At 54.9% G+C, this 23,209-nt stretch carries 20 protein-coding genes; 7 read left to right on the top strand and 13 right to left on the bottom strand.

The genetic code is table 11. From position 1 onward, the window contains the following. The first annotated feature begins 78 nt into the window (after positions 1 to 78). From EHS19_RS05030 to EHS19_RS05010, 6 genes are all read left to right on the top strand, one after another. The gene (locus tag EHS19_RS05030) at positions 79 to 867 is read left to right on the top strand and encodes a hypothetical protein (protein ID WP_151916693.1); all 789 of its coding nucleotides are present in this window, start codon (positions 79 to 81) and stop codon (positions 865 to 867) included. Between the two features lie 215 nt (positions 868 to 1,082). Further along, positions 1,083 to 2,462 (top strand): ATP-binding protein, encoded by a 1,380-nt coding sequence (locus tag EHS19_RS05025; RefSeq protein WP_151916692.1) that lies wholly within the window; start codon positions 1,083 to 1,085, stop codon positions 2,460 to 2,462. 363 nt (positions 2,463 to 2,825) lie between these two features. Beyond that, the gene (locus tag EHS19_RS05020) at positions 2,826 to 3,083 is read left to right on the top strand and encodes a hypothetical protein (RefSeq protein WP_241677087.1); all 258 of its coding nucleotides are present in this window, start codon (positions 2,826 to 2,828) and stop codon (positions 3,081 to 3,083) included. Further along, on the top strand, positions 3,080 to 3,364 hold the full coding sequence (locus EHS19_RS05015) for a type II toxin-antitoxin system HicB family antitoxin (RefSeq protein WP_151916691.1): 285 nt from the start codon (positions 3,080 to 3,082) through the stop codon (positions 3,362 to 3,364). The genes EHS19_RS05020 and EHS19_RS05015 overlap by 4 nt, the downstream gene beginning before the upstream one ends. Next, positions 3,361 to 3,525, top strand: a complete 165-nt coding sequence (locus EHS19_RS10745; RefSeq protein ID WP_175578316.1) for a hypothetical protein — start codon at positions 3,361 to 3,363, stop codon at positions 3,523 to 3,525. Before EHS19_RS05015 ends, EHS19_RS10745 begins: the two co-directional genes overlap by 4 nt. Before the next feature lie 32 nt (positions 3,526 to 3,557). Beyond that, a complete protein-coding gene (locus EHS19_RS05010) occupies positions 3,558 to 4,961 on the top strand; it encodes an ATP-binding protein (RefSeq protein WP_151916690.1) in 1,404 nt (467 codons plus the stop codon). Positions 4,962 to 5,266: 305 nt separating this feature from the next. Here the strand turns inward: EHS19_RS05010 and EHS19_RS05005 are convergent, their stop codons facing one another. The 12 genes from EHS19_RS05005 to EHS19_RS04950 form a co-directional block, all read right to left on the bottom strand. Next, entirely contained in the window at positions 5,267 to 6,625 is a 1,359-nt protein-coding gene (locus tag EHS19_RS05005) for an ATP-binding protein (protein ID WP_151916698.1), read from the bottom strand. 437 nt (positions 6,626 to 7,062) lie between these two features. Continuing rightward, on the bottom strand, positions 7,063 to 8,505 hold the full coding sequence (locus EHS19_RS05000) for an ATP-binding protein (RefSeq protein ID WP_151916689.1): 1,443 nt from the start codon (positions 8,503 to 8,505) through the stop codon (positions 7,063 to 7,065). 208 nt (positions 8,506 to 8,713) lie between these two features. Beyond that, entirely contained in the window at positions 8,714 to 9,730 is a 1,017-nt protein-coding gene (locus tag EHS19_RS04995; protein WP_151916688.1) for a glycosyltransferase family 2 protein, read from the bottom strand. A gap of 121 nt (positions 9,731 to 9,851) precedes the next feature. Further along, entirely contained in the window at positions 9,852 to 11,012 is a 1,161-nt protein-coding gene (locus EHS19_RS04990; protein WP_151916687.1) for a glycosyltransferase, read from the bottom strand. 35 nt (positions 11,013 to 11,047) lie between these two features. After that, positions 11,048 to 12,097, bottom strand: a complete 1,050-nt coding sequence (locus EHS19_RS04985; protein ID WP_175578315.1) for a glycosyltransferase family 2 protein — start codon at positions 12,095 to 12,097, stop codon at positions 11,048 to 11,050. Between the two features lie 207 nt (positions 12,098 to 12,304). Continuing rightward, the gene (locus EHS19_RS04980) at positions 12,305 to 13,297 is read right to left on the bottom strand and encodes a DUF6625 family protein (protein ID WP_151916685.1); all 993 of its coding nucleotides are present in this window, start codon (positions 13,295 to 13,297) and stop codon (positions 12,305 to 12,307) included. Between the two features lie 308 nt (positions 13,298 to 13,605). Continuing rightward, entirely contained in the window at positions 13,606 to 14,685 is a 1,080-nt protein-coding gene (locus EHS19_RS04975; protein ID WP_175578314.1) for an acyltransferase family protein, read from the bottom strand. Between the two features lie 56 nt (positions 14,686 to 14,741). Beyond that, the gene (locus tag EHS19_RS04970; protein ID WP_151916683.1) at positions 14,742 to 15,719 is read right to left on the bottom strand and encodes a glycosyltransferase family 2 protein; all 978 of its coding nucleotides are present in this window, start codon (positions 15,717 to 15,719) and stop codon (positions 14,742 to 14,744) included. 82 nt (positions 15,720 to 15,801) lie between these two features. Further along, positions 15,802 to 16,818 carry a glycosyltransferase family 2 protein gene (locus tag EHS19_RS04965; protein WP_151916682.1) on the bottom strand — a complete coding sequence of 339 codons (1,017 nt, stop codon included), beginning with the start codon at positions 16,816 to 16,818 and terminating at the stop codon, positions 15,802 to 15,804. A 70-nt stretch (positions 16,819 to 16,888) separates the two neighbouring features. Beyond that, entirely contained in the window at positions 16,889 to 18,064 is a 1,176-nt protein-coding gene (locus tag EHS19_RS04960) for an acyltransferase family protein (protein ID WP_151916681.1), read from the bottom strand. Next, the gene (locus EHS19_RS04955; protein ID WP_206666325.1) at positions 18,057 to 19,310 is read right to left on the bottom strand and encodes an acyltransferase family protein; all 1,254 of its coding nucleotides are present in this window, start codon (positions 19,308 to 19,310) and stop codon (positions 18,057 to 18,059) included. Before EHS19_RS04955 ends, EHS19_RS04960 begins: the two co-directional genes overlap by 8 nt. Positions 19,311 to 19,315: 5 nt before the next feature. After that, positions 19,316 to 20,422 carry a glycosyltransferase family 4 protein gene (locus EHS19_RS04950; RefSeq protein ID WP_241677086.1) on the bottom strand — a complete coding sequence of 369 codons (1,107 nt, stop codon included), beginning with the start codon at positions 20,420 to 20,422 and terminating at the stop codon, positions 19,316 to 19,318. Between the two features lie 294 nt (positions 20,423 to 20,716). Here EHS19_RS04950 and EHS19_RS04945 point away from each other — a divergent pair, with 294 nt between their 5' ends. Beyond that, positions 20,717 to 22,000 (top strand): ATP-binding protein, encoded by a 1,284-nt coding sequence (locus tag EHS19_RS04945; protein ID WP_151916679.1) that lies wholly within the window; start codon positions 20,717 to 20,719, stop codon positions 21,998 to 22,000. Positions 22,001 to 22,014: 14 nt separating this feature from the next. On the opposite strand, the gene EHS19_RS04940 is transcribed toward EHS19_RS04945, so the two are convergent. Beyond that, positions 22,015 to 23,208 carry a hypothetical protein gene (locus EHS19_RS04940; RefSeq protein ID WP_151916678.1) on the bottom strand — a complete coding sequence of 398 codons (1,194 nt, stop codon included), beginning with the start codon at positions 23,206 to 23,208 and terminating at the stop codon, positions 22,015 to 22,017. Position 23,209: the final 1 nt, after the last annotated feature.

Here is a 23,209-nt window from a genome sequence, read left to right as displayed (position 1 = left end):
ACCGCCATCAAGAGCGGCAAAACACACAGGTGTTGCAACCACCACTAAAATCCGCCCCGTACCATGATGGAGCGCCGCTTGACGAAGTCTGCAAAGACCATCTTCATCATGTATGGGGCATGGGTTCTGATCTATCTGCCGCTGAATCTCGCTCTTGCGCACGCAGCAGGGAACCTGAACGCCACGTTCATGCTCGACTACGTGCGCATCCTCATGTTCAGCGGCATGTGGGACGGTTCACCGCAACTGTGGTACCTGCTCGCATTGGGATACGCGTATCTGGTGCTGTATTGGTGCGTACGACATCGCATCGCCATGTTGTGGCCGTTCTGCATCGCCGCAGCGCTGACTTTGATCGGCAACGTTCTCCCATCGGCGGTTCGCCAGTCTGCGATCATCGCAACATTGTATCGATGGACGTTCAACGATACGCGCAACGTGGTGTTCGTCGGCATGTTCTACGTGTGCTGCGGCGCAATGATCGCGATATACAAGGACAGACTGGCATCAATTCCGACGCCGGCGTTGTGGGCCGCGTTCTGCTTGGGACTGCTTGGATCCATCACCATCAATCCGAGTGGTATGCTGCCCTTCTCGGCGCTCGCCATCGTCTCGACCGTGGCATTGGCAATTCGCCGAACCGGCAACGCGCATCCCACGCTGCGAACCACCGGCGCGATCATCTATCTGATTCATTGCTATGCGGTCAGGTTCTTCATGTTCCTGATCGCACGAACTGACTATGTGATCATCGACCGCAACATCACCTGCTTCATCCTCGTATCGTTGGCCACGCTGATCGCCGCGCTGGCAATACTGCCGTTGGCCAGAAGAAACAAGACGCTAACCACGCTGTTCCATGCCTAACGATGGATCACATGCCCCACCGCCCATTCTTGTGCAGCAGGGGCTGATCACAGCAGGGCCGAGTCGATACCGGCCGATTCCAAGAAAACTCGCTCATAAAATGTTGTAAATACCGTAAAACTCGCTCATAAAATGTGAATCTTCAAGAAAAACTCGCTCATGAAATGTTGTATCGGAGTATGGTGGCCATATCGTCCGCAACGAAAGGGGCCCCTATGGCGTATCTCAAACGCAAAGCCGACGCACGCCTTGACGAGTGGAAGGCCGACCCGGGGCGCAAACCGCTCATCATCAAGGGGCCGAGGCAGGTAGGCAAGACCGAAACAATTCGTCGGTTCGCGGCACAGCATTACGAGAGCGTCGTGGAAATCAACTTCGTGGAAGAACCGCAGTATCGGACGATCACCTCCGATGGTTACGGTGCCGACGCGATCGTGCGCAACATCTCGCTAATCGACCCTTCCAAGCGGTTCCCGGCGGGCAAGACCCTGCTGTTCTTCGACGAGATGCAGGAGTTTCCAGACATCGCCACGGCGCTCAAGTTCTTCAAGATCGACGGCAGGTTCGACGTAATCTGCAGCGGATCCATGCTCGGCATCGGCTACACGCGGATAGAGAGCAACAGCGTGGGCTACAAGACCGATTATGAAATGCGCTCGTTGGACTTCGAGGAATTCCTGTGGGCGCGCGGATACGGCGACGACGTAATCGACGACATGCTCGGACATCTCATCACTGCACGCCCGTTCTCGGCCGCGCAGATGGATGTCTTCTCGTCTCTGTTCCTTGACTATTGCACGCTGGGCGGCATGCCGGAGGTCGTCGCCTCCTACATCGAGAAAGGCACGTTCGAGGGGACGCTCAAGATGCAACGCCAGCTCGTACTGGATTATCAGGAGGATATCCGCAAGTATGCCCAAGGACTAGACCAAGCGCGCATACTGAATGTGTTCAACCACATTCCCGTGCAGCTCGCCAGGGAGAACAAGAAGTTCCAGATCAGCAAGGTCGCGCACGGCGCACGGTTCAAGGACTACCGCGGATGTGTTGAATGGCTGGAGACTTCCGGCATGGTCAATGTCTGCTATTGCATGTCGTATCCGGAGCTTCCGCTGAAGGGCAACTACGACGAGAACAGGTTCAAGCTCTACTTCGGCGACACCGGTCTGTTCGTGGCCATGCTCGACGACGAAGCCAGCGAGGACCTGCGCGCCAACCGCAATCTAGGCGTCTACAAGGGTGCCCTCTACGAAAGCATCGTGAGCGAGGCGCTGAAAAAGCAGGGTTACGACCTCTTCTACTACAAGCGGGAGAACTCGACGCTGGAACAAGATTTCTTCGTACGTACCAGGAACCATCTGGTTCCGGTCGAGGTGAAAGCGAAGAACGGCACGGCCAAATCACTACGCACGCTCATAGCCTCGGACTCCTACCCCGACATCCGCTTCGGCATCAAACTGACTGCCGGAAACATCGGCAGCAGCGAGCATGTGTTCACCGCGCCCTATTTCACCACGTTCCTGTTGCGACGACTGATTCGCGCATACGACGACGGCCACGCCCCGATGCTCGACAACGCCGATCGCCAACCGTGAATGCCGCGACTCGTACCTATTGGCTTGTCTCACACTTTTCTGAAGGAGTATAGACCTGTTCTACACACTTTTCTGAAGGAGTAGAGACCGGTTCTACACACTTTTCTGAAGGATCGATTGACGAGCATCAATTGGTGCAGCATTGGCGGCGCACAACGTCGACCTCGACTCCACGGCGATCAAGTTCCCATTACAGGCAATGCGCCAGGTACAGCGGCAGATGCAACCGATCGCCGTCAGTTTTTTCAAGGGAGGCATGTAACCGATCTTCGATGACCGATCTTCGGTAATACCTAGGTGTTACACTGATATGACATCGCTGGCTTTGGGATGACAAGCGGGGGTACGACATTGGAGATCTACGTGTTGCCGAGAGTACATGAGCGGCATCCCGAACTGACCTCCGAAGACGTGCTGACGGCATTCCACAGCGTCATGATCGATGCACAGCGCGACAACGACACATGGGCGTGCATCGGACTCGACCAGCACGGACGGGACGTGGAGATGGTCTACAAGCAGAAGGGTGACATGGTGCTGATCTATCACGCTATGACGCCGCCGACGCGCAAGACCATCAACGAGATCAACGAGCTGAACGGCAAAGGGAGGAACCGATGAGCGATTTCAGCGAACGCGACAGGGAACTGCTGACGAAGTTCGGCATGACCGAGAAGCAGGTCGAGGGCGACGTGGAGCGGATGGAGAGCGAGACCGCCGACCACGGAATCACCGGGCCCGTCCATTACGGGCTGCACATGATCGCGAACCGTGACGACGATCCAATGGTCAGCGTCACCATCAAGATGCCCGCAAGCCAGCTCGCCCGCGTCAACGCCGCCGCCAAGCGCTACCACATCAGCCGCAGCGAATACATGCGTCGGAGGCTCGCCGACGCATGACCAAGGAACCGGGAGAGGTTCGAGGTCTCTCACCGCATCCGGATGAGGGACGCAGGCACGTGCAACCTGTGGCCCACGGCGGCCAAGCCCCCATTACAGGCAATGCGCTGATTTATCAAATCATGATTTATCAAATCATGATTTATCAAATCGTGATTTGACAAATCGTGATTTGACAAATTATGATTTGACTATGACGTTCATCGGCAGAACCCGCGAACTTGAATTCCTTGAATCCTGCTATGCAGACAAGAAGGCACAACTCGTATTCCTCTACGGCCGACGAAGAGTCGGCAAAACGGAAACACTGTCCAAGTTCGCAGCCGGCAAGCAGTGCGTGTTCTTCGCGGCGCAAGCATCAACCAAGGAGGAACAGCTCGCGTCGTTTTCCCGTCAGATGTTCGAGGCAGGCGCCCCAGCCGGGCGATATATAAGCCAATATGCGGACTGGCAGAGCGCATTACAGGACATCGACTCTCTGCCATTCGGAGACGCCCGCAAACTGGTTGTGTTTGACGAGTTCCCGTATCTGGTCAAATCCGATCCTTCACTGCCATCGGTACTGCAGAATCTATGGGATCATACGCTGCGTCACGGCAATGTGATGATCGTGATCTGCGGTAGCGCAATGAGCTTCATCGAAAAGGAGCTGCTCTCTCAAAAGGCCCCATTGTACGGGCGCGCGACCGGCATCCTCAAATTGGAGCCGATGACGTATCGCGAGGCGGCCGAGTTTCTGCCACGTTACAGTGCGGAAGACCGCATACTCGCCTATTCGGTATTGGGCGGCATTCCCCACTATCTCGCGCAATTCGACCCTGACGAAAACCTCGAGACCAACATCAGGCAACGCATCCTGACAAAAGGCGCGGCGCTATACAGCGAAACCGAATTCCTCATGAGACAGGAATTCCGTGAGATCGCCGTCTACAATGCGATCATTCAAGCCGTGGCAATGGGCGCAACCCAGCTGAGTGACATCGCCAATCGCGTGATGCTGTCCGCGCAGAAAACAAGCGTATACATCGGCAATCTCGTGGAGGTCGGCATTCTTGAACGAGAATTCCCCGTGGGATCGAAAATGGTGGAGCGCTCCAAGGGAATGCGTGGCCTGTACCGGGTCATCGACGGCTTCTTCCGCTTCTGGTACGCATTCGTGTTCCCCAATCGTTCCGACCTTGACATGGGTGATGTCAGCGGCGTCTGGACGCACGATATCCAGCCCATGCTCCATGACTTCGCCGCAACCCCATACGAGAGAATATGCGCGCAATGGCTTCATGCCGAAAGCATCGCCGGAAGGCTGCCATTCCGCGCCGCCGACATCGGCCGATGGTGGAACGGCCGCGACGAAATCGATGTGGTGGCGACCAGCCGAAACAGCGACCAGCTGATACTCGGCGAATGCAAGTTCCGCAACAAGCAAGTGGACACCGCCATCCTACGGACACTACAAGGCAAAGCGGGACCATTCGCGGCGCACGACATCTACTATTATCTGTTCGCACTCAACGGATTCGAGCCGGCATTGCGGCAATTGGCCGGCATCGACGCGCACGTTGTGCTGGTTTCAGGCGAGAATCTGTATGACGATTAGTCAACAAGTCGGTAGTCACTGCGTCTTACGCGCATCGACCGGTGGCACGAACCGGTGACGCAAAGCCACACCACGACTATGGTCAAACCGCTGGGCTGATTGCGAAGACTCATTATCTGTGTTGGATTGTGTTGGATGCGGTGACGGACAATCACACAGGTCACACAGGTCGCTTCCGGGGGGCATTGTAGACGAAAAAGCAAAGTTTGCCCCCCGGAAGCGCTGCATCGGCGTGATATGTCGGCGCGGTGCTGACGAGCGCAACATCGTCGTCCTCGATCCCGCGGCGGCCGAGCTCCTCCCTATTACAGGCAATGCGCCATGTACAGCGGCAGATACAACCGATCACCGTCAGCCTTCAGCGGCTTCGGATGCAGCACGTATTGCATTCCGATTCGAGAATCGAACTTCGCTTTGAATTTATCCAAGGAAACAGTGGAATATCGCTTGGTCGATTTGACTTCGACAGGACAGACCCGCATTCTGCCCGCCGCGTTTCCATATTGCTTTACGAGCAGAAAATCAACCTCCATGCGTTCCGATGCCTGACGGGAATACCGGGAGTAGAAGAACAGCCGATGCCCAGCTGCACGAAACTGCTGCGCCACGACGTTTTCCACCAGCATCCCCTCATTGGTCTCCAATTTTCCGAACAGAACATCACGATACAGCTCATTCGATGTGTAATCGCGATCACCGAACACCATGGTGACGAGCAGACCGGTATCACCCATATAGCATTTCATGGAGGAATCCTCCTGATAGAGGCTCAATCCCACACGAGGATCCGTGGCGTTCACGCACCGGTTGACCAAGTAGGAGTCATCCAACCAGAAGAACGCATCCCGATAGTCACGAGACCGCGCATCGGAATCCACCGCCGCCAAGGTGAACTTCTTCTCATGTTTTGAAAGCTGCCCTGGTATCTCGCCGAAGATGCGACGCACACGATCGGCATCACCACCGCCATACTTTTCGATATCCTGCATATACAGACGAAGAATCTGCCGTTTTACACGATCCACCATGCCCATGTCCGACGTTTCGAGATAGCGCTCCACCGCCTGAGGCATGCCACCTATCAGCATGTATTCACGCCACAAGCGTTCCGCCTTCCGGTCCAACAACGGCGATAGCGCCTTCTTGGCGGCAAAAGCCTCCCGAATCGCTTCAGCGAGCAAATCCTCGCCGCAAGCCCACAGGAACTCTTCAAAATCCATGGGAAACATACTTATCGATTCCTCTTCCGAGGGGATGAGGATGCCTTCAACGTTCTTCCGCATCGAAATCAGCGATCCCGTTTCCAGATAATCGTATCGTCCATCGGCCACAAGATGCTTCACCGCACTGCGCGCAAACGGAAACAGCTGCACCTCGTCGAAGATGAACAGCGTCTCCCTCTCATACAGGCGGACCCCGTAATAAACGGACAAATCCATGAATAGAGAATCGAGATCATCAAGATTGTTCAACAACGAATCGCGCACAGCAGTCGGCGCTTTCTGCCAATCGATCAGCACATATGATCGATACTCGCGTTTGGCGAATTCCTCGGCTATCGTGCTTTTCCCGACTCGCCGAGCGCCTTCAATCATCAACGCCGTACGCCCATTGGATTCCTTCCGCCAACGCAGAAGCGCATCATAGGTTTTCCTTCTATAGATCATTTGGCATCTTCCTTGGAATCACAACGTTTTCCAGAAATAATACCACGATTCCTAGGGTAAGAGAACTCCAGATCATACACGATTCCTAGGGTAACAGATGCATGGATCATACACGATTCCTAAGGTATCGCCGCGCAGAAAACATGCGGATGGACGTCACCACACAGCCATAAGAGCACGCCGCCCACCGATGCCACCTCACATCCAGTTCCGCCATTCTTTCCGACGACAGCATCCCGGTACGCCATCTCCACTCAGCAACTCGCCCTGTCGCTGGAGACGGCATGTCACCACTTCCCTTTGCATAACTTCCCAGTACTGCCCATGCCCCTATGCTCATCGGCCGGCCGACACCAGACGCCCCGCGCTCGCGGCCGACGACCAAGCCTTTGACGTTGAGAAGCTGGTTGAATATGCTGTCCATAAGGCGCTTTTTATTTCGCGCGCGCAGTGTGGAACATGTCGTTGACGCCGTACACCTTCATGTCAGGTTCTGCGCGCCGTCTGGCGGCGTCCACCAGAGCGTCGGTTTTCAGGAACAGGGCGAAGCCGTGATGCTCATATCCCTTGACCAGAGCGGAGCGGAACCTGAGCGTCTCCATCGTCTCGGCAACATCCAGCGATTCCCGCCACTTGCATTCGCCAAGCAGGATGCTTTTGGTTCCGGGATTCGCGGCGATCACGTCGATGTCGGTCTGCTCGCGCAACCGTGGATCATTTCCCCACCACTTGCCGAATCGGGTCGCCATGAACGGCAGCAGCCCACCACGATTCGCCCGAATCAGCCATTGGCGGCAGACATCCTCGAATATCTGCCCTACGTACGTATCCAGTGCCGGCCCGAATACCTCGCCACGCGCCGCAATATCGCCGTCACCGTTCTCCACTTCCGGCGCATGGGGACTGACGAATCGATACCAGAAGGAGAAGAACGGATCCCTGATCCGCCAGAGTCCCTTGCGCGATCGCACGGAATCCTCGCCGAACGGCACATGGCGCTCGATCAATCCCAGATCGGCAAGCACCGCAAGGTATTTGCTGACGCTGGAGCTCGACGCCAGTCCGGCCTTGTCCGCGATGGTGTTCTGTCGGTTCGCACCGGTGCCGATGGCATCCATGACCGAGTTGTAGACGGCCGGGTCGCGCAGCTCCTGACGAAGCAGCATCAGCGGCTCCTCATAGAGCAATCCACTGGTGTCGAACAGCAGATCGATGACGTTCTCTTCGTAGGACAAGCCGGATTGAATCTGCTTGAGGTAGTACGGCGTGCCGCCGAAGGTCGCATAGTATCGCACCACGTCTTCCGGCGACGCGAACGGCAGCATGAGCGCCGCATCGAAGGCGTCGAATGCCGTGAGCCTCAGCTGCCCGGTCCGACGACCATACAGCGGGCTCTTCACACCCAGCACCTCGCTTTCCATGAACCCTTCATTGCTACCGCACAGGACCATCATCACCGACGCATCCTTGAAACCATGATCGATGGCGATCTGCAGCGTCGACGGGAGCGACGGCTCGCTCATGGCAGCGTAGGGAAACTCATCGAATATGAGCAGCAGACGCGATGCCGATTGGCCGCGCTGCCGCTCGATGATGAAGTCGAACGCATCCTGCCAAAGCGCGAAGGCCGGCAATGATGCGGGAAGATCGAAGAAACCGTATATCGCGCGCGAGAAATCACGCAGATTCGCGGTGGACGTCTGCTGACGGGCCGTGAAATACAGCGTGCGCTTCCCCTCCGCGAACTCATCGAGCAATGCGGTCTTGCCGATACGACGGCGCCCGTACAGCACCATCATCTGGAAGTCGTCACGCTTCCACATGCGGGTCAGCGTCTGCAGCTCTCGCTCACGCCCAACGAACCTTGCACCAGCCATACGCCCTCACTTATGATGCTTATGAGTATGATACTTATGAGTATCATATCGAGTGGCATGCTGGACTTCAAACACCCAAGCTCTTTATCCCACTGGTGCCATAAGCCATAAGAGGATACAGACGCTGCATTGTTAGTGTCTTCGCCAGTTTGTGATGAAGCTGGGGCCGCGGTGCGGGTGTGAAGAGAAGCGTTCGCCTGCCAGGGTTTTAACGCAACCCGCCACTCTTTCCCGTGTGACTGGCCCATTCCTTATGTCTATCCGCCAATCCGCGCATCAGCAAGTATGGGCACAACTTCAGCTGCAGGAACCGTATACGCTGTTTAGCCGAAAGGCTGAACCATACATCATATGGAAGCGCCCGCACCTGTCCTAATACCTCTCTGACTTCCCCCCAAGATTCCGGCGAATCCTGCGCCAAAACTCCAGCGCGTCCCACATCCAGCATAATCATGGTGAACAGTCCGCCTATGCAATCTTTGTAATCACGATCCCGGAAAAAACGCATCCTCCGCACATACGACTGAAGTCGAGCCAGATTGCGCGTCGAAAAACGTTCATGCATAATACCCGCATTGTTCTCGACATAATGATATAGTTCATCCGGCAAGACAACTATGGCAGAGCATTGTGAAACAATGTCTTGGAAGACATATTCGTCTTCATGTATTTTCCCCTCAGGAAAAGAAACACGCTTCCATAGACGCCGGTCATACAGCTTATTCCATACGGTTATATAGCGCCAATCCATACGCCGACAACACTCGTGCACATCAATGACTTCAACGGAATTAACAATCCCGCCCGTAGACTGATTCTCACCATCAGCGGTTTCTTCTGCTACAGAGCAAATCACCATGTCCGCACCCGTAGCAGTCTGCGCGTTAATCATACTCTCAATGAAATCAGGTTCGACATAATCGTCACTGTCCACAAAAGCAACATATTCGCCGACTGCCTTCGACAATCCGGCATTACGAGCACCAGAAAGACCTTTATTCCGCTGGTGAATCACTTCGATACGTGAATCGTGGGAACACCATGCATCACACATCGCCGGGGAACCATCCGGCGAACCGTCATCAACTAGGATGATTTGCAAATCCGTATATGTCTGATTGACAATGCTATCCACACACCTATTCAGCGTGTTTTCAACATTGTAAACCGGGACAATAACAGTCACCGTCACTCTGCCGCATCGTTCTTTTTCTTTCACCAACATATAGGAGTGTTCTCCGATCTTGCATCACTTATGCAAACGTATACGAATAAATGCCTATAATTAGCATGTCTTTAGTACCTTCCGAATCCATGTACATCCAAGACTGCATCACGGTCTTGATTCAGTGCCGTCCGGCGTGTTCCGTATAGAAATCCGCAAGCGTTGCCGCAGTAGTACTCATATCGAACCCACTGGCGGACACCTCAGTCTGATAACCGCGACGCCGGGGAATACGCTCTGTCATCTCATCAAGTGCTGCTGCCCATTCCTGCGCCGCGGCTTCCAACGATTGGAAGCGCACCAAATCGGTCACCTTGACCTGCTCGGTGATTACCTTCTGCGAAACCAGACATGGCAATCCAGCTGTCTGCGCTTCGATCAGCACCAGCGGCAATCCTTCATAGCGAGACGGCATGAGCAATATGTCCATCGCCTGATAGATGCGGTTCACGTCTGAACGTTCCCCACCAAGGAACCGCACTGCTCCGTCGGAAAGACCCGATTCGGCAACGCGACCGCGCATCGGCTCGTCCAGTTCGCCGTTGCCGACCACCACAAACACAGAATCCGGGTTGAGACGATGGTATTGTGCAAACACATCGACAGCGAACAGCGGATTCTTCTGTTCCCTTAGACGCCCGCAGAAGCCCACTACAACCGTATGGTCTTCGATACCCAAATCGGCGCGCACCCGAGCGCGATCAATCGGCGAATAATCATACTCGGCGGTATCGATGCCATTGCGCACCCATGTGTAGGGTTTGCCGGGAAACATGAATTCCGCGGCGGTGTTGGAACAGGCGAAGTAATGGGACGGACACGCGTCGATCTCATGCGCCACCTTCAACGCACGGGCCTTGGCTAAGACGCGCTTCACCGGATCCTTCGGCAGCGGAGTCCCTTGCGAGTTATGCGAATGCAAAACACGAAGCTCGATGCCGGCCTGCTTCGCCACCTTCAACGGAGTGGCGTAGGGGAAATTCGCATGTACATGCACGCCACCGATCTCTTGATGTTCACGATAGAACCGCAGCAGACGACGGTTCGCAGTGAATGGAGCTTCTTTCTGTGTGTATAGCACATGGAAAACCCGACCGCCAAGGTCGTTGATCTCCTCCTCGAAAGGCTGCACATGCGCATGGCCGTCCAGAAAATCAAACTGCACTCTATCGCGATCGATCTTCCGATATAGGTTCATGATGAACATCTCAATGCCGCCGCGGCCTCCCATCAGACCCCAGTGAAGAATACGTACCGGCGCATCTTGCTGTTTTATGGTCATTATCTCCATTACCTTCCGTTTGTTGATGCATGCATTCAGCCACGTCGCGTGAACCGTTCGAGGGCCGCGAGCGTCCTGTCGCAGTGATGACGTATGGCGAAGGCCCGCACGCGAAGCCCCAAGCCTAGCAGGTTGGACTGCATATCCGGATCGCTCATAAGCATATCCAAATGTGTTTGCGCGGATGTAAGCGAACCTGCGCCAGCGCGCAACGAACCATACTGAGCGCTGATGATCATCTCAATCGTTTTTGCCAACAGTGTCCGCCGCAATGACAACGAGGAAATCCGATCGCGCAAAAACAGGTACATCTCCCATGCGTTTTGTTCACGGGCCCGTGCCAGTTCCGGTGCCTTGCTGCTGTGCATCCGCGACACAGAACGTTGCCGATACTCGTACAATCGCAGTGGCAAATACACGACGGCACGTGCCAACGCATGGGGCTTATATACCGTGCCCTCATCCTCGATGGCACGCCCCTCCGGGAAGCGAATCGGCTCTGTCCCTCCATACAGAGAACGACGTGCGATATAGCACCACGGGTAGTATTCGATCGGCCCATCGAGAGCACGCTCGATGGCGTCGTCTCCGGACAGCGTTTCTTCCTTGGTGTACTGATTGAGCGGCCCGTCATATGGGTGAGGCTCACCATTCTCGTCCACCGATTGATACTGAAATACCGCAATGTCCGCATGGACACGTTTCAGCGCGTCCATGCAACGTTCAACCAGATTAGACCGAAGACGGTCGTCAGCATCTACAAACAGCACCCACTCTCCCGTGGCTTGGTCGAGCCCGCGGTTGCGTGCCGACGCAACACCTCCGTTAGATTGATGAATCACCCGGATACGTGAGTCTTGCGCAGCAAAGTTGTCGCACAAACGACCACTGCTATCTGTGGAGCCGTCATCCACGAGAATCACCTCGAGCGCAACGTAGGTTTGCGCACGAATACTATCGATGCATTCAGTCAGATATTGTTCGACGTTATAAACGGGCACAATGACGGAAACAACATCTGCTGCTGTTCCACCACCCGTCACGCTTTCATCAGCGATTACTGCGCTTATATCGGATTCACCCATTTCGCTACCTCCCGTTGAAACAAACTCATCAAATGGTGCCGTTCCACCTCTATCAAGCGCGACGAACACATCAACGGCAATCGGTATGCAGACGAACCCATGATGAAGACCGCTCCGCTCGTGCATGGTAATGATTTGTCTTCCGAATAATCTCTACCATCACACCTCCAACTATCCTTAGAACACATCCGCCTAGCACCATCGACGCTACCGGTGGAGCAACTTGGCGATGATCTTCTTACGCCAGAATTTCGCGTCGCCGGCGATGATCGACCACCGATGCTTGATCTGGTCTCCGGAGCGCTTCCACCGTATCGAGCGGAAGTTCTGACGAGTGATCTCATCGACTTCCAGAGGTTCGAATGATCCCGGCAGGATCTTGAATTTCTGCATATGAGCATCGTCCAGTCGAACATCCATGGCACGGCGTTGGAAATGCATGTACATGAGTTCCCTAGTAACAAACTCACCAAGCTGATGATAGCTACGCGTGAGTCTACCGTTATCCCACAAGTAGACCGCATGTAATGAAGCTTCCGTCATATACACATTGAGTATTGGATCAAAATGCACTAATTCAAATATACCTGCAGAAACTCGCGTATTTCCGGACAAATCCGCTGTATACACAGGAATCCCATGCTGTTGATAAATCCGATTAATATTGGTAGAAAGGTAGCTCTCATCAAAAGTATATATTTTATCAGATTTCACCACCTCACGCCAGATGAGTTTACCGTCGAGGGGAAGCATGAAGCCCCGATTATTTTCTTTAGTGTTACGCATCAGTGTCAAATGACCAACGGAGAATATCTTGTCGTACCTCTCAAACATCTCATCGGTAATGAAATGACTCAATCGTCCGAGTATCACGTCACAATCCCCATATCCCCAGAATTGGTAATCGGCAAGATACTCCTCGAAAAGGAAACCGTATATCGGTTTAAAATCACATAATTTATATGGTGTCCTCAACTCAGCCTCATCGTGGAACCGTTCACGCACACGCTTTTGCATATCCGCGAACGCTTCATAATGCACATGAACGTTTTCGGGATAGTGGAAGGCTGTGTGGTCGTCAGTGAACAACAGCCAGTCGTATTCCGGATTTGCTCCGCAGGAATTGAGGAACAGCTGGAAATAGTTAGGCAAAGTGCCATAATACGGCAGGATGAACGCGCATAAACGCTTGTCGCTCATATGATTTCTCTCCTCCGACTATTTCTCATTCACTATGTAGTGTATATGAAGCGTATCCGACATCTGAAACCAGCGTACCGTATCATTATGCCGTATCGACACGTTGCATATGCCTCAACAACTGAGGAAGAGACCGATATCTTCAGAATTCGACTCCACACATCACACAGGCAGAGCATGTCGTCATCCATTCCTTGTGCTTGCATCAGTGCGGAATTGCGCACATTCCTGTTCCGGGTACGGGCATAAGTCTCAGACCGATGCTTCATCATCGCCGTCATCTCCTCATCAATTCCGAAATGCCGCACCTAACAGTGGAACAACTGTGCGACGAACGCATGTTTTCGCCCGGCTGCCGATGCCAACGCCGAAGTGGCCGCACAGCCGATCAAAGCGAACAGCAGCGCCAGACCATGATTGATGTCCGATGTCAGTTCAATGCTGGTGCCGCCCGTTGCGACAACGGTGAATATCAGGAGGAAATACACATGAGCGAGATATGTCGTCGCGCTCAACGTACGCATGTGCCGGAACATGCCGCTCCTGTCAGACCCGACCCATCCCAGAGTCGCCACGGCGATCACCACGGCCAGTATGAATCGCAATACGCCGTACAGTCCTGCGGATATCAAAGCATCGGCTGATACCATTGTCTGATAGTTCAGTACAGTCAGAGTAATGATACAGACGGCTAATATGCAGCCAAATAGCGCAGGACGCCGCAGCAGCTCTTGGATTCGCGCATACCCCCGTGCGAGTATCATACCGATGACGATATAGGCGATCCCCTGAAAAAGAACACGAGGCGAAGCAAATACCAAGGAATACAGATTGACAGCCCGTGCCATTCCAGCAGGAAGATCCTTGGCAGGAATGCGCTGGAACACCTCGATGATGCACGACACCACATAGCTGAAAAGACCAACGGCAACGACAACCTTCATTGACGCCCCGGCGCGAAGCATGGCATGAATGACCGCGTACCCGATGGCCATGGACAGCAGGAACCAAAGTTGCCATTCCCCGACGAATATGATCTTATGCGCGTAACGGATGATGGTCTTCAGGTTGAATCCTGCCCCTTCCAGCACGAATGAGATGATCGATGCCGGCAGATAGATGACGGTCCAAGCGACATACAGCCATAGGCCGACGCCCGCGGCCTTCCATGTGCGCCTGAGCTGTTCGTCATGGTCGCCATGCGCCAGATGGAAATTCAGGAATCCCGACACAATGAAGAAATACGGAACGGCAAGGGAGATGAATACGCCTGTCAGGCGTGACACCACCGCGGGCGCGGATTGCAGCACCTGCGAATGCGTGACCACCACCAGCACCGCGGCCACCAGTTTGGCTGCATCCAAGCCAAGAAAGCTCCGTTTCGCCATACCCTTCGTTACGTTCATGCCAATCAGCCCTCTCCTCATCACGGCATCGCTCCAGTTCAGACCTTGCCCACCAGCCGCTGCAATCGGTAATATCCTACAGGGAAACACGCCAAGCAGAGCAGACGGACCTTGTCGATCGCACTGACCTCGCCATTGACGAGCACCGGCTTGGCAAAGGCTCTGATCCGTCTGCCGTATTCGCGCATCATCCTAGGCGTGGCACGACGCCGGAACAGCGAGAACATCACATCGGCGCGACCCTGCATAGCGAAGAAATCCATGGCCGGTCTATCCGCATAGCCAATGCCCTCCAGATACCGGACGCAAAGGTCGGCGACCTTCACCTCATCAAAGGTGTGTTCGTTGACGCCCGACGTGGTTATCGAGTCCGATCGACGGCAATAATGATACAGATGCCTGTTCTGCACGATCATCATGCGCATCCGTGAGAACACCTGGACATGAACGTAATAATCCTCGCTGTTCAGTCCCTCGTAGAAGCGTATCCCGTCATCTCCTCGGAACAGCCGTGCATCGAACATCCTGCCCCAGACCGCTCCGGTGAATCCGCGATGATAGAGGAATCCCTTCATCGCCGTGTCGCCGTCCCAGCACCCCGGTGGTGTGGCGCATGGTTCGAGTGCCGTGGTCCCATCATCATAATCGACCTCGGTCGCGCACATGGCAACATCGGCCTGGCTGTCATCCATCCAGCCCTTCAAACCGGAGACGTAGTCGGGTTCCACCCAATCATCGCTGTCCACGAACGTCACATAATCGCCACGGATGTCATCAAGACCGGCGTTCCTTGCGGAAGCGAGTCCCCCATTGGGTTTGTGGATCACCCGGATGCGGGCGTCACGTTTGGCCCACTCATCGCACATCCGGGGACATGCGTCGTGAGAGCCATCATCGACCACGATGATTTCCAACTCGCGGTAATCCTGATTCACGATGCTGCGTATGCACCGATCCAGATATCGTTCGACGCCATACACCGGAACAATGATCGAAACCAAGGTCTTGCTCATCATTCAAAGCTCCCCATTCATATCGGCATATCGTGTCGTCTTCACACATGCCAATGGTTTTCTGCCGGAATCCGTATGCCCGTCGCTATGAATGCACTGAGCGTACGCCATGCAGCCTTCTTTTCATCCAAGCCCATGACCGGCACCACACACCTCCGAGATAATGCAATCCCGTCATACGCACCCTGACCTTGCGCGAATACAGCCGCGCGTGTTTGCGATATGCAGCCCAATTATCCCGGACTATTGCGCCGTTAGCCTGTATCTCATCCTCATTGCCCGTCTCATAGGCCCAATAGAACAATTCCATAGCCAGCACGGCGTATTCCGACCGTGCCAAAGATCTGCTGCCATCCGGCACAATACCCAGTATCCGTTGAAAGGCCCTACGCAGCGTGAGGGTCTTGAAGGATATGGCGTGTGTGGCGGAATCGGGATTGGCCTGATAGACATATAGTGGTGCTTCGATGCATCCGAAGTGCTTCGCGCGCATCACCGCTTGGACGCAGAACAGCAGGTCCTCACAAAAGTGTATATCCGGATCGAAACGCAAAGCGGTTTCCTGTGCCGCATTGCCCGGGCCGCCCAATACGGCCGCCGAAAACAGCTTGTCCCACACATACCCTTTGTTGCCGGAAGGCGACAGGATCATATCCAAAGCATGCTCTTGGCTCAGATCGCGCATGTCGCGCATAGAGCGATCCACACTCGTCATTCCCCGTTCCCGGCTCTCCTGCGCCGTCTCATAGCCGAACAGGACCACATCAACGGCGGATCCACCCACCTGACGCATCAGTGTCTCACATGCCTCAGGCAACAGCTCATCGTCACCATCGACGAACATGATCCATTGCCCCGTCGCGATGTCCAGTCCGGCATTACGAGCCGCCGAAACACCTTGGTTGCGTTGATGAATGACCCTGACACGGGAATCCTCCCTAGACAGGGATTCGCACAACCGGGCAGTGCCATCGGTAGAGCCATCATCTACGATGATGATTTCCAGATGCCGGTATGTCTGAACGCAGATACTGCTGACGCAGCGCCGCAACGATGATTCGGCGTTATAGACTGGAATGACCAGCGATATCTTGTCGTTCATGATTGCGCACCATCACCAGTGTCGGGGAACAGGTGATCGGCCACATCCATTCCACTGCGCATCGCCACCATCACCCCTTCTTGAAATGGTTTTTTGTCGAAGTTCCAGTCAATGCCGCATCTACCCGACGGACACATGCTTCAAATATATCGCGCTGGACGACTGTGGTCCACACTTTTTCGAACCACATGCCGGGCCGACGATCCACCGTGACGGCGAACAGTCCCCGCCGCGCAAGATCAATCAGGATTCCCCCGCAGAAGAACGCCACAGCAACAGCGAACTCCTCGCCGTAACGCATCCAGCCCGAAGCGCCAAGGGCGTCACATGCCATGGCCGCATATCTGGGGAGCATCGAACCAATCATGAGATACACCGCAAGCGTGGAGCCCGCGAACATGTTAACGACACGCGAATATCGGGGCTTTGCCTGAGTGACTTTGACCAACAGGCCCAATGAGATCAGCAGCGACGGGATGCACCTCGGCTTGTTCATCCAAACCGCGAGCACGGGCGCGTTGGGAGAGAGGAACTGTGCCACGATATTCGAGACGATGCCAAGAAGCAGGCCAATGACTATCATTCTGGTCGTAGCGGATGGCGACGAAATCCTGTCCACCATATACCAACGCACATATGAGAACACAGTATACAAATACAGGAACAGGAGGGGTGAATAGCCTACGATGTCGTAGTAGGGGACGATTCCCCATGCGATGATCATCGCGACGGCGAGATTGCGATGCGTCCTGCGGCCAAACGCGCGCAAAGCCGAATCGACCCATGAATGGAACAACAGGAACACCACGTAACTCGTGGGATACCACCAGCGCACGGTAACGATGGGGAACAATGAAGTCACGCCATCGACCGCCACAGTCTTCCAGCTGAAGTCCCCGATGCCGAATCGAAGCCATATGCCCGTCGATATGACGAAGAGCACAATGGAGTAGAACAACAACTGGCGTTCCAACACCCATGTGCGTTTAAGATCCCGCTTCAACGAAATGTTCTCCGCGCACAGGAACCAAGCGCTGATCCCAAAGAACAGGTCATCGCCGACACCGCCGAAATTCTGAAGAATTCCCAAGGCGTTCAGCAACGCATAGCGATCAGCTCCCTGACTTCCGTCAAGAATGGCATCAACGTTCCATAGGAAATGGTTGAACACCACCAGAAGCATCGCCATCAAGCGCAACGCCTCCACATTCGAATTGCGCACCCGCTTACGATTATTGTCACCCATTCTTTGCAACCCCATCATGTTGAACGGATTGGCCGATCCGTGACGCGGTGGCATGATCCCACAGCCGGTCGAACCAGCGGCCGCGATGTCGGTCCACAGTCACGCGGAACAATCCGAGACGAATATGATCCAATACCAAACATACGCCATAGAACGCAATAACGACGCCGATGACGATGAACACGACGAACGGAGAATCGTAGAATCTGCTCAGACTGAGCATACCATGCCAGATGTACTTATAGATAATCGGATGGTCGGTGATGAGATATACCGAAAACGCCGATGTGGCTATGAAATTGATGGTACGGCTATAGAACTCGTTATTGATGAAGAGCACAAACAGCGCAAAACCAACCATCATGGTCGGCAACTTGTATTCAGTACTCAGCAACACCGTTTGAATCTTAGCCATGTTGCCGGTGTAGTGGTATATCAGTCCCCCGGCGACCACACTGCAGAGGATCAGAACGTACCCGGCAACCAGCATAATCCAGGCGTTCCGCACCGACATCGGCCTCATATACCAGCGATAATAGGTCATCAATATGTACAGATAAACGAAACTGAGGAAATCACCGCCATGAAGCCCCACCGCGAACACCGGGACGAATCCTTGCAGCACAGTCCACAGCAGGAACATCGTCACCGCCAGATAAGCGTGACGTTGACGCCCCAACATGCGCAGGGCAGGCGCAAGGCACGGGAGCATCAGTAGGAAAACGCAATACGCAGTGGCATACCACCAGGAATCGGACAACAACGGGAAAACGGATTTGATGATCACGGTGGCAGTGACATCGTGCGGCACCAACACCACGCCAACAGTCAGACACGTCACCCCCCAGAACAGGAGTTCACGTTCCAGTATCCATACGCGTCGCAGCGAGCTGCGGATGGTGCTGTGTTCGGACAAATACCAAGCGGAGATGGCGAAAAACACCACTACTCCGATTTTCCCGCCCGAATATAGAAAAGTCTCCAGAAGTACTTTGCTGATACCGAACGGCTGGGTCATGAGGTAGATGTCGCTGCCGAGCAGATAATGGTGGGCTGTGATCATGAGCATGGCAATGATGCGCAGCAGCTCAATGCTGGAGTTTCGGGTTTTTCTATGCCGCACTCTTCTGCCGCGTCTGACACCGTCTCGTTTTGCGGCGCTGACGGGCATAGCAGTGCTGACGCGCTCACCGCCATTGCTGTGATTCGCGACACCGGAGACCACCCGTCGTGCATGCGCAGCCATGTCCGTCAATTCGCCTCCTGTACCACTCGGAGCAGCAGATCGTGCCATTGGATGATTATACGGGTCATCGAGAACTTCTCCGCGCCGTCCAAGGCGTGCCGCGCATAGAGTTCGCGCTGATTCGGCACGTCGATGAGCCGGTTGACGCGTTCCGCCATCGTGTCGATGTCGCCTTCCGGCACCAGATCGCCGTTCACGCCGTCGCGCACGATGTCGGCCGGCCCGGTCTCGCAGTCGAAGCTGACGATCGGTAGCCCGTTGGCCTTCGCTTCGAGCAGCACCATCGGCAGTCCCTCGAAACGGGAGGTGAGCACGAACATAGCGGCATTGCGATAGTAGTCTGCCATGTTCTCGACGCGGCCCTTGAGGATGAGCTGACCGGCGATGCCGGCCTGTGCGATCTTTCGCTCCAATGCGGGCCGATCCTCGCCTTCGCCGAGGATGAGCCACTGCCAGTCGGGATGCCTGGGCAGCACCTGCGCGGCCACCTCCACCAGCATGTCGAAGCCCTTTTGGTAGGTGAGTCGGCCGGAGCTGATGATGATATGGGAATCGGTTTGGTAGACCGGTTGCGGCGTGACCGGCTGCATCGGGTTGGCGATGGCGATGACTGGGCATTTCGGATGCACGTTGTCGTTGTAGAGATTCCGGTCGGCTTCGGTGAGCGTGACGATGGCATCGGCTTTGCGCGCCGCCCAGCGGCGGGTGAGTTTGCGATAGGGCACGCCTGGATTCTGATGATAGTTGAAATGCTCCCAGGAGATGACTTTGACGCCGGTGGAGCGTTTCAGCGGCAGCGCATACATGTCGAGGATGCCGTCGATGTCGATGAGAATGTCGACATGCTGCTGCCTGACGATGCGCCTGAGCCGACGGACCGTGTCGAAATAGTGCTGGATGCCGTGCGTGGGCTTCGGATAGAGCGCGAAGCGACTGATGGACGAGTCGATCGGAAAGAATGGAGTGGGATTGGCCTCGAAGAGGCTGACGAAGGAGATCGCGTACGCCCCATCCTCTGCGAGGGCGTTGGCAAGCATGACGGAGACGTTCTCCGTGCCGCCGGAACGTGTGATGTCACCGGAGAAGAAGGCGACATGCACTCGACCTACCATGACCCTACCTCCTGAACATACGGTCCGCTTGGTTCAACATACGCGTTGAATACCTGTCTTTCACTATTCCGCCTTTGATCATACCTGCTGGCTTTCCAAAGCGCGCCTTGTCAGCATGCCATACCTGATTGCAGTCCGTCGGTGACGACGCGGCAGACCTTTTGGTAGCCACCTACACTCATAGACAGTCCAACTTCCTCAATCAAAACGGTCCAACTTCCTCAACCAAAACAGTCCAACTTCCTCAATACAATGTGATGAGTCTTATGCTAAATACCCACAAGGAAGAACCTCATGCCGAAGAAGAACCACATTCATCGAATTGGAGAATATCTCCCTCGTATCGCGGACGGGCTGCTATCCAAGGCATTGAAGACCTCTGGCGCAGTTCAAATCAAAGGGCCGAAATGGTGCGGCAAAACCGCAACGGCAGAGCGCCAAGCCGCGAGTCAGGTCTACATGCAGGACCCGGATCGAAGTGCCACCCTGATGGCTTTGGCCGACACGAAGCCTTCTCTTATCCTGCAAGGTAAAGAGCCTCGCCTTATTGATGAATGGCAGATGGCTCCACAGCTGTGGGATGCCGTTCGATTCGCCATCGATCGAGGTCATGGACGCGGGCGGTTCATCCTCACGGGTTCAGCGACTCCGCAACAGGAGCCAGCCCACTCCGGTGTGGGGAGAATCGCACGATTAACCATGAGAACCATGTCGCTGTACGAATCTCAGGAATCGACCGGTGCAGTATCGCTCGAACACCTATTTGACGGCTTTAGCGACATCGACGGTTTTGCCGATTTTGATATTGAGGATACCGCATTTGCACTATGTCGCGGCGGCTGGCCTGAAGCCGTGATCGAACCTGACACTGATTCAGCGTTGCAAATGGCTGTGAATTACGTTGAGGAGCTACTTGATTCCGATATCAGCCGGATCGATGGAATGACCCGTAACAAAACCTGGATGCGGCTGATCATGCGTTCCTACGCACGTAATATCTCATCACAGGCATCTCAAGCCACCATTGCCGCCGATATGCAAGGCGAACCGCCTTCGGAGAACACATTGTCCGACTACTTGGACGCACTAACTCGAGCGTGCGTCATCGAGGATCTTCCCGCATGGAATCCTCGACTACGTTCCAAAACTGCGGTAAGGACCAGCCCGACCCGCCATTTCAGCGACCCATCGATTGCCTGCGCTATCATGCGCGCCACCCCGGATAAGCTGTTGAACGACTTTGAGACCTTCGGATTACTGTTCGAATCCATGTGTATCCACGACTTGAGGGTATATGCCAGCGCTCTCAACGGTGAGGTGTTTCATTATCGGGACAAGACCGGTCTTGAAGCTGATGCTGTGATCGTATTGCATGACGGCCGATGGGCGCTGATCGAAGTGAAGATGGGAGAAAAACAGGTCGATCTCGCTTCGACTCATTTACGGAAATTGGCTGATCGCATTGATCAAGACCATGAGGGAGCGCCGTCGTTTCTGATGGTTTTGACCGCTACACCGGCTGCATATCGGCGAAACGACGGAGTTCTGGTCGTGCCTTTGGCCACATTGGCACCGTAAACGGCATGCTGTCGCTATAGCGTAGGCCTCGCGAAGAGCATGCGTTCCTCCTCGGTGATCGGCACGCGCTGGTAGCGGTTGAGCACCAGCAGCATAAGCACCGGGAACGTGGCCGCCTCGTGCCTGGTCCACGAGCCGAAGTCCGGCTCGAACAGCACCGATGCCAGCGCGTATCCGATGTACACGTACAAGGCGATGTACAGCATCGGGTCATCGATGCGGTTGATCTGACGAATCAGATTGACCACGTATGCGGTCACCATGCACTGGAAAGCGAAGAACGGCAGATAGTAGGCGCCACGCAGGGCAAGCTCGATCGGAATCATCATGCGGAACACGTTGATGACGTAGTTGAGCATGAAGATCGGCAGTCCGTCGCCGGGAATCCGGTTGAGAATCAGCGTGGCGGTGATGCCGTTGTCACTGAACGACTTGTCGTAGCCGGCACGCAGATCGAGAATCGTCTTGTACTCCCCCGGCATGATGATGCTGGCTGCGACCATCGCCGCATAGACGATCGCAAACAACACCACAACGATAGCGGCCACATCGATGCCGTTGATGCGCTTCTTGCGCCGGAAGAACGTCATCACCACATACACGGCGAGCACCAGCGCCGCGATCAGAGCGTAATACTCGCGGAACATCTTGCTTTCGTAATACAGAATGGCGGCGCACAGCAGCAACTTGACCCACGACCTGCGAATCGGCGAGATCAGCACCAGATAGACGGCGAAGAAGAAGACGAACTGGATGATATCCTTGCCGATGGTGAAGATATAAATGTTGAGCAGACCCACCGTGGCCAGGATGAACAGCGTCTGCAACAGGTCAGGCGCATCGGCGTGCGCGATCATCACCGAAATCAGGAACGTGAACAGCACGCCAAGGCAGATCGACCATTGCAGCATCGTCTCAAGATGCATCACGTTGATCGTGCGGAACAGATTCGCAGCGGTGTCATACGTGCCGCCCCACGCCCTGTCTCCGGCCGTTCCCAACGCCATCGCCAGAATGCGGTTGTTGTCGAAGAAATACTTGTCGGGCAGCACCTTGGCCACGATGATCTTGGCGACCAGCAGCACCGGAAAGATCATCAGAAGCAGGTTGTTCTTGTTGCGCATCTCCAGCATCATGCCCAGCTTGCGCCGGCCTTTGCGACTCATGGTGGAGCGGTGATAGCGGGTGTACATCGAGGAGGCGGCCATC

This window comes from Bifidobacterium jacchi (assembly GCF_009078285.1).
Taxonomy (GTDB): Bacteria; Actinomycetota; Actinomycetes; order Actinomycetales; family Bifidobacteriaceae; genus Bifidobacterium; species Bifidobacterium jacchi.
Note: the sequence above shows the minus strand (reverse complement) of the source record. Positions and strands in the feature narration are given on the sequence as shown.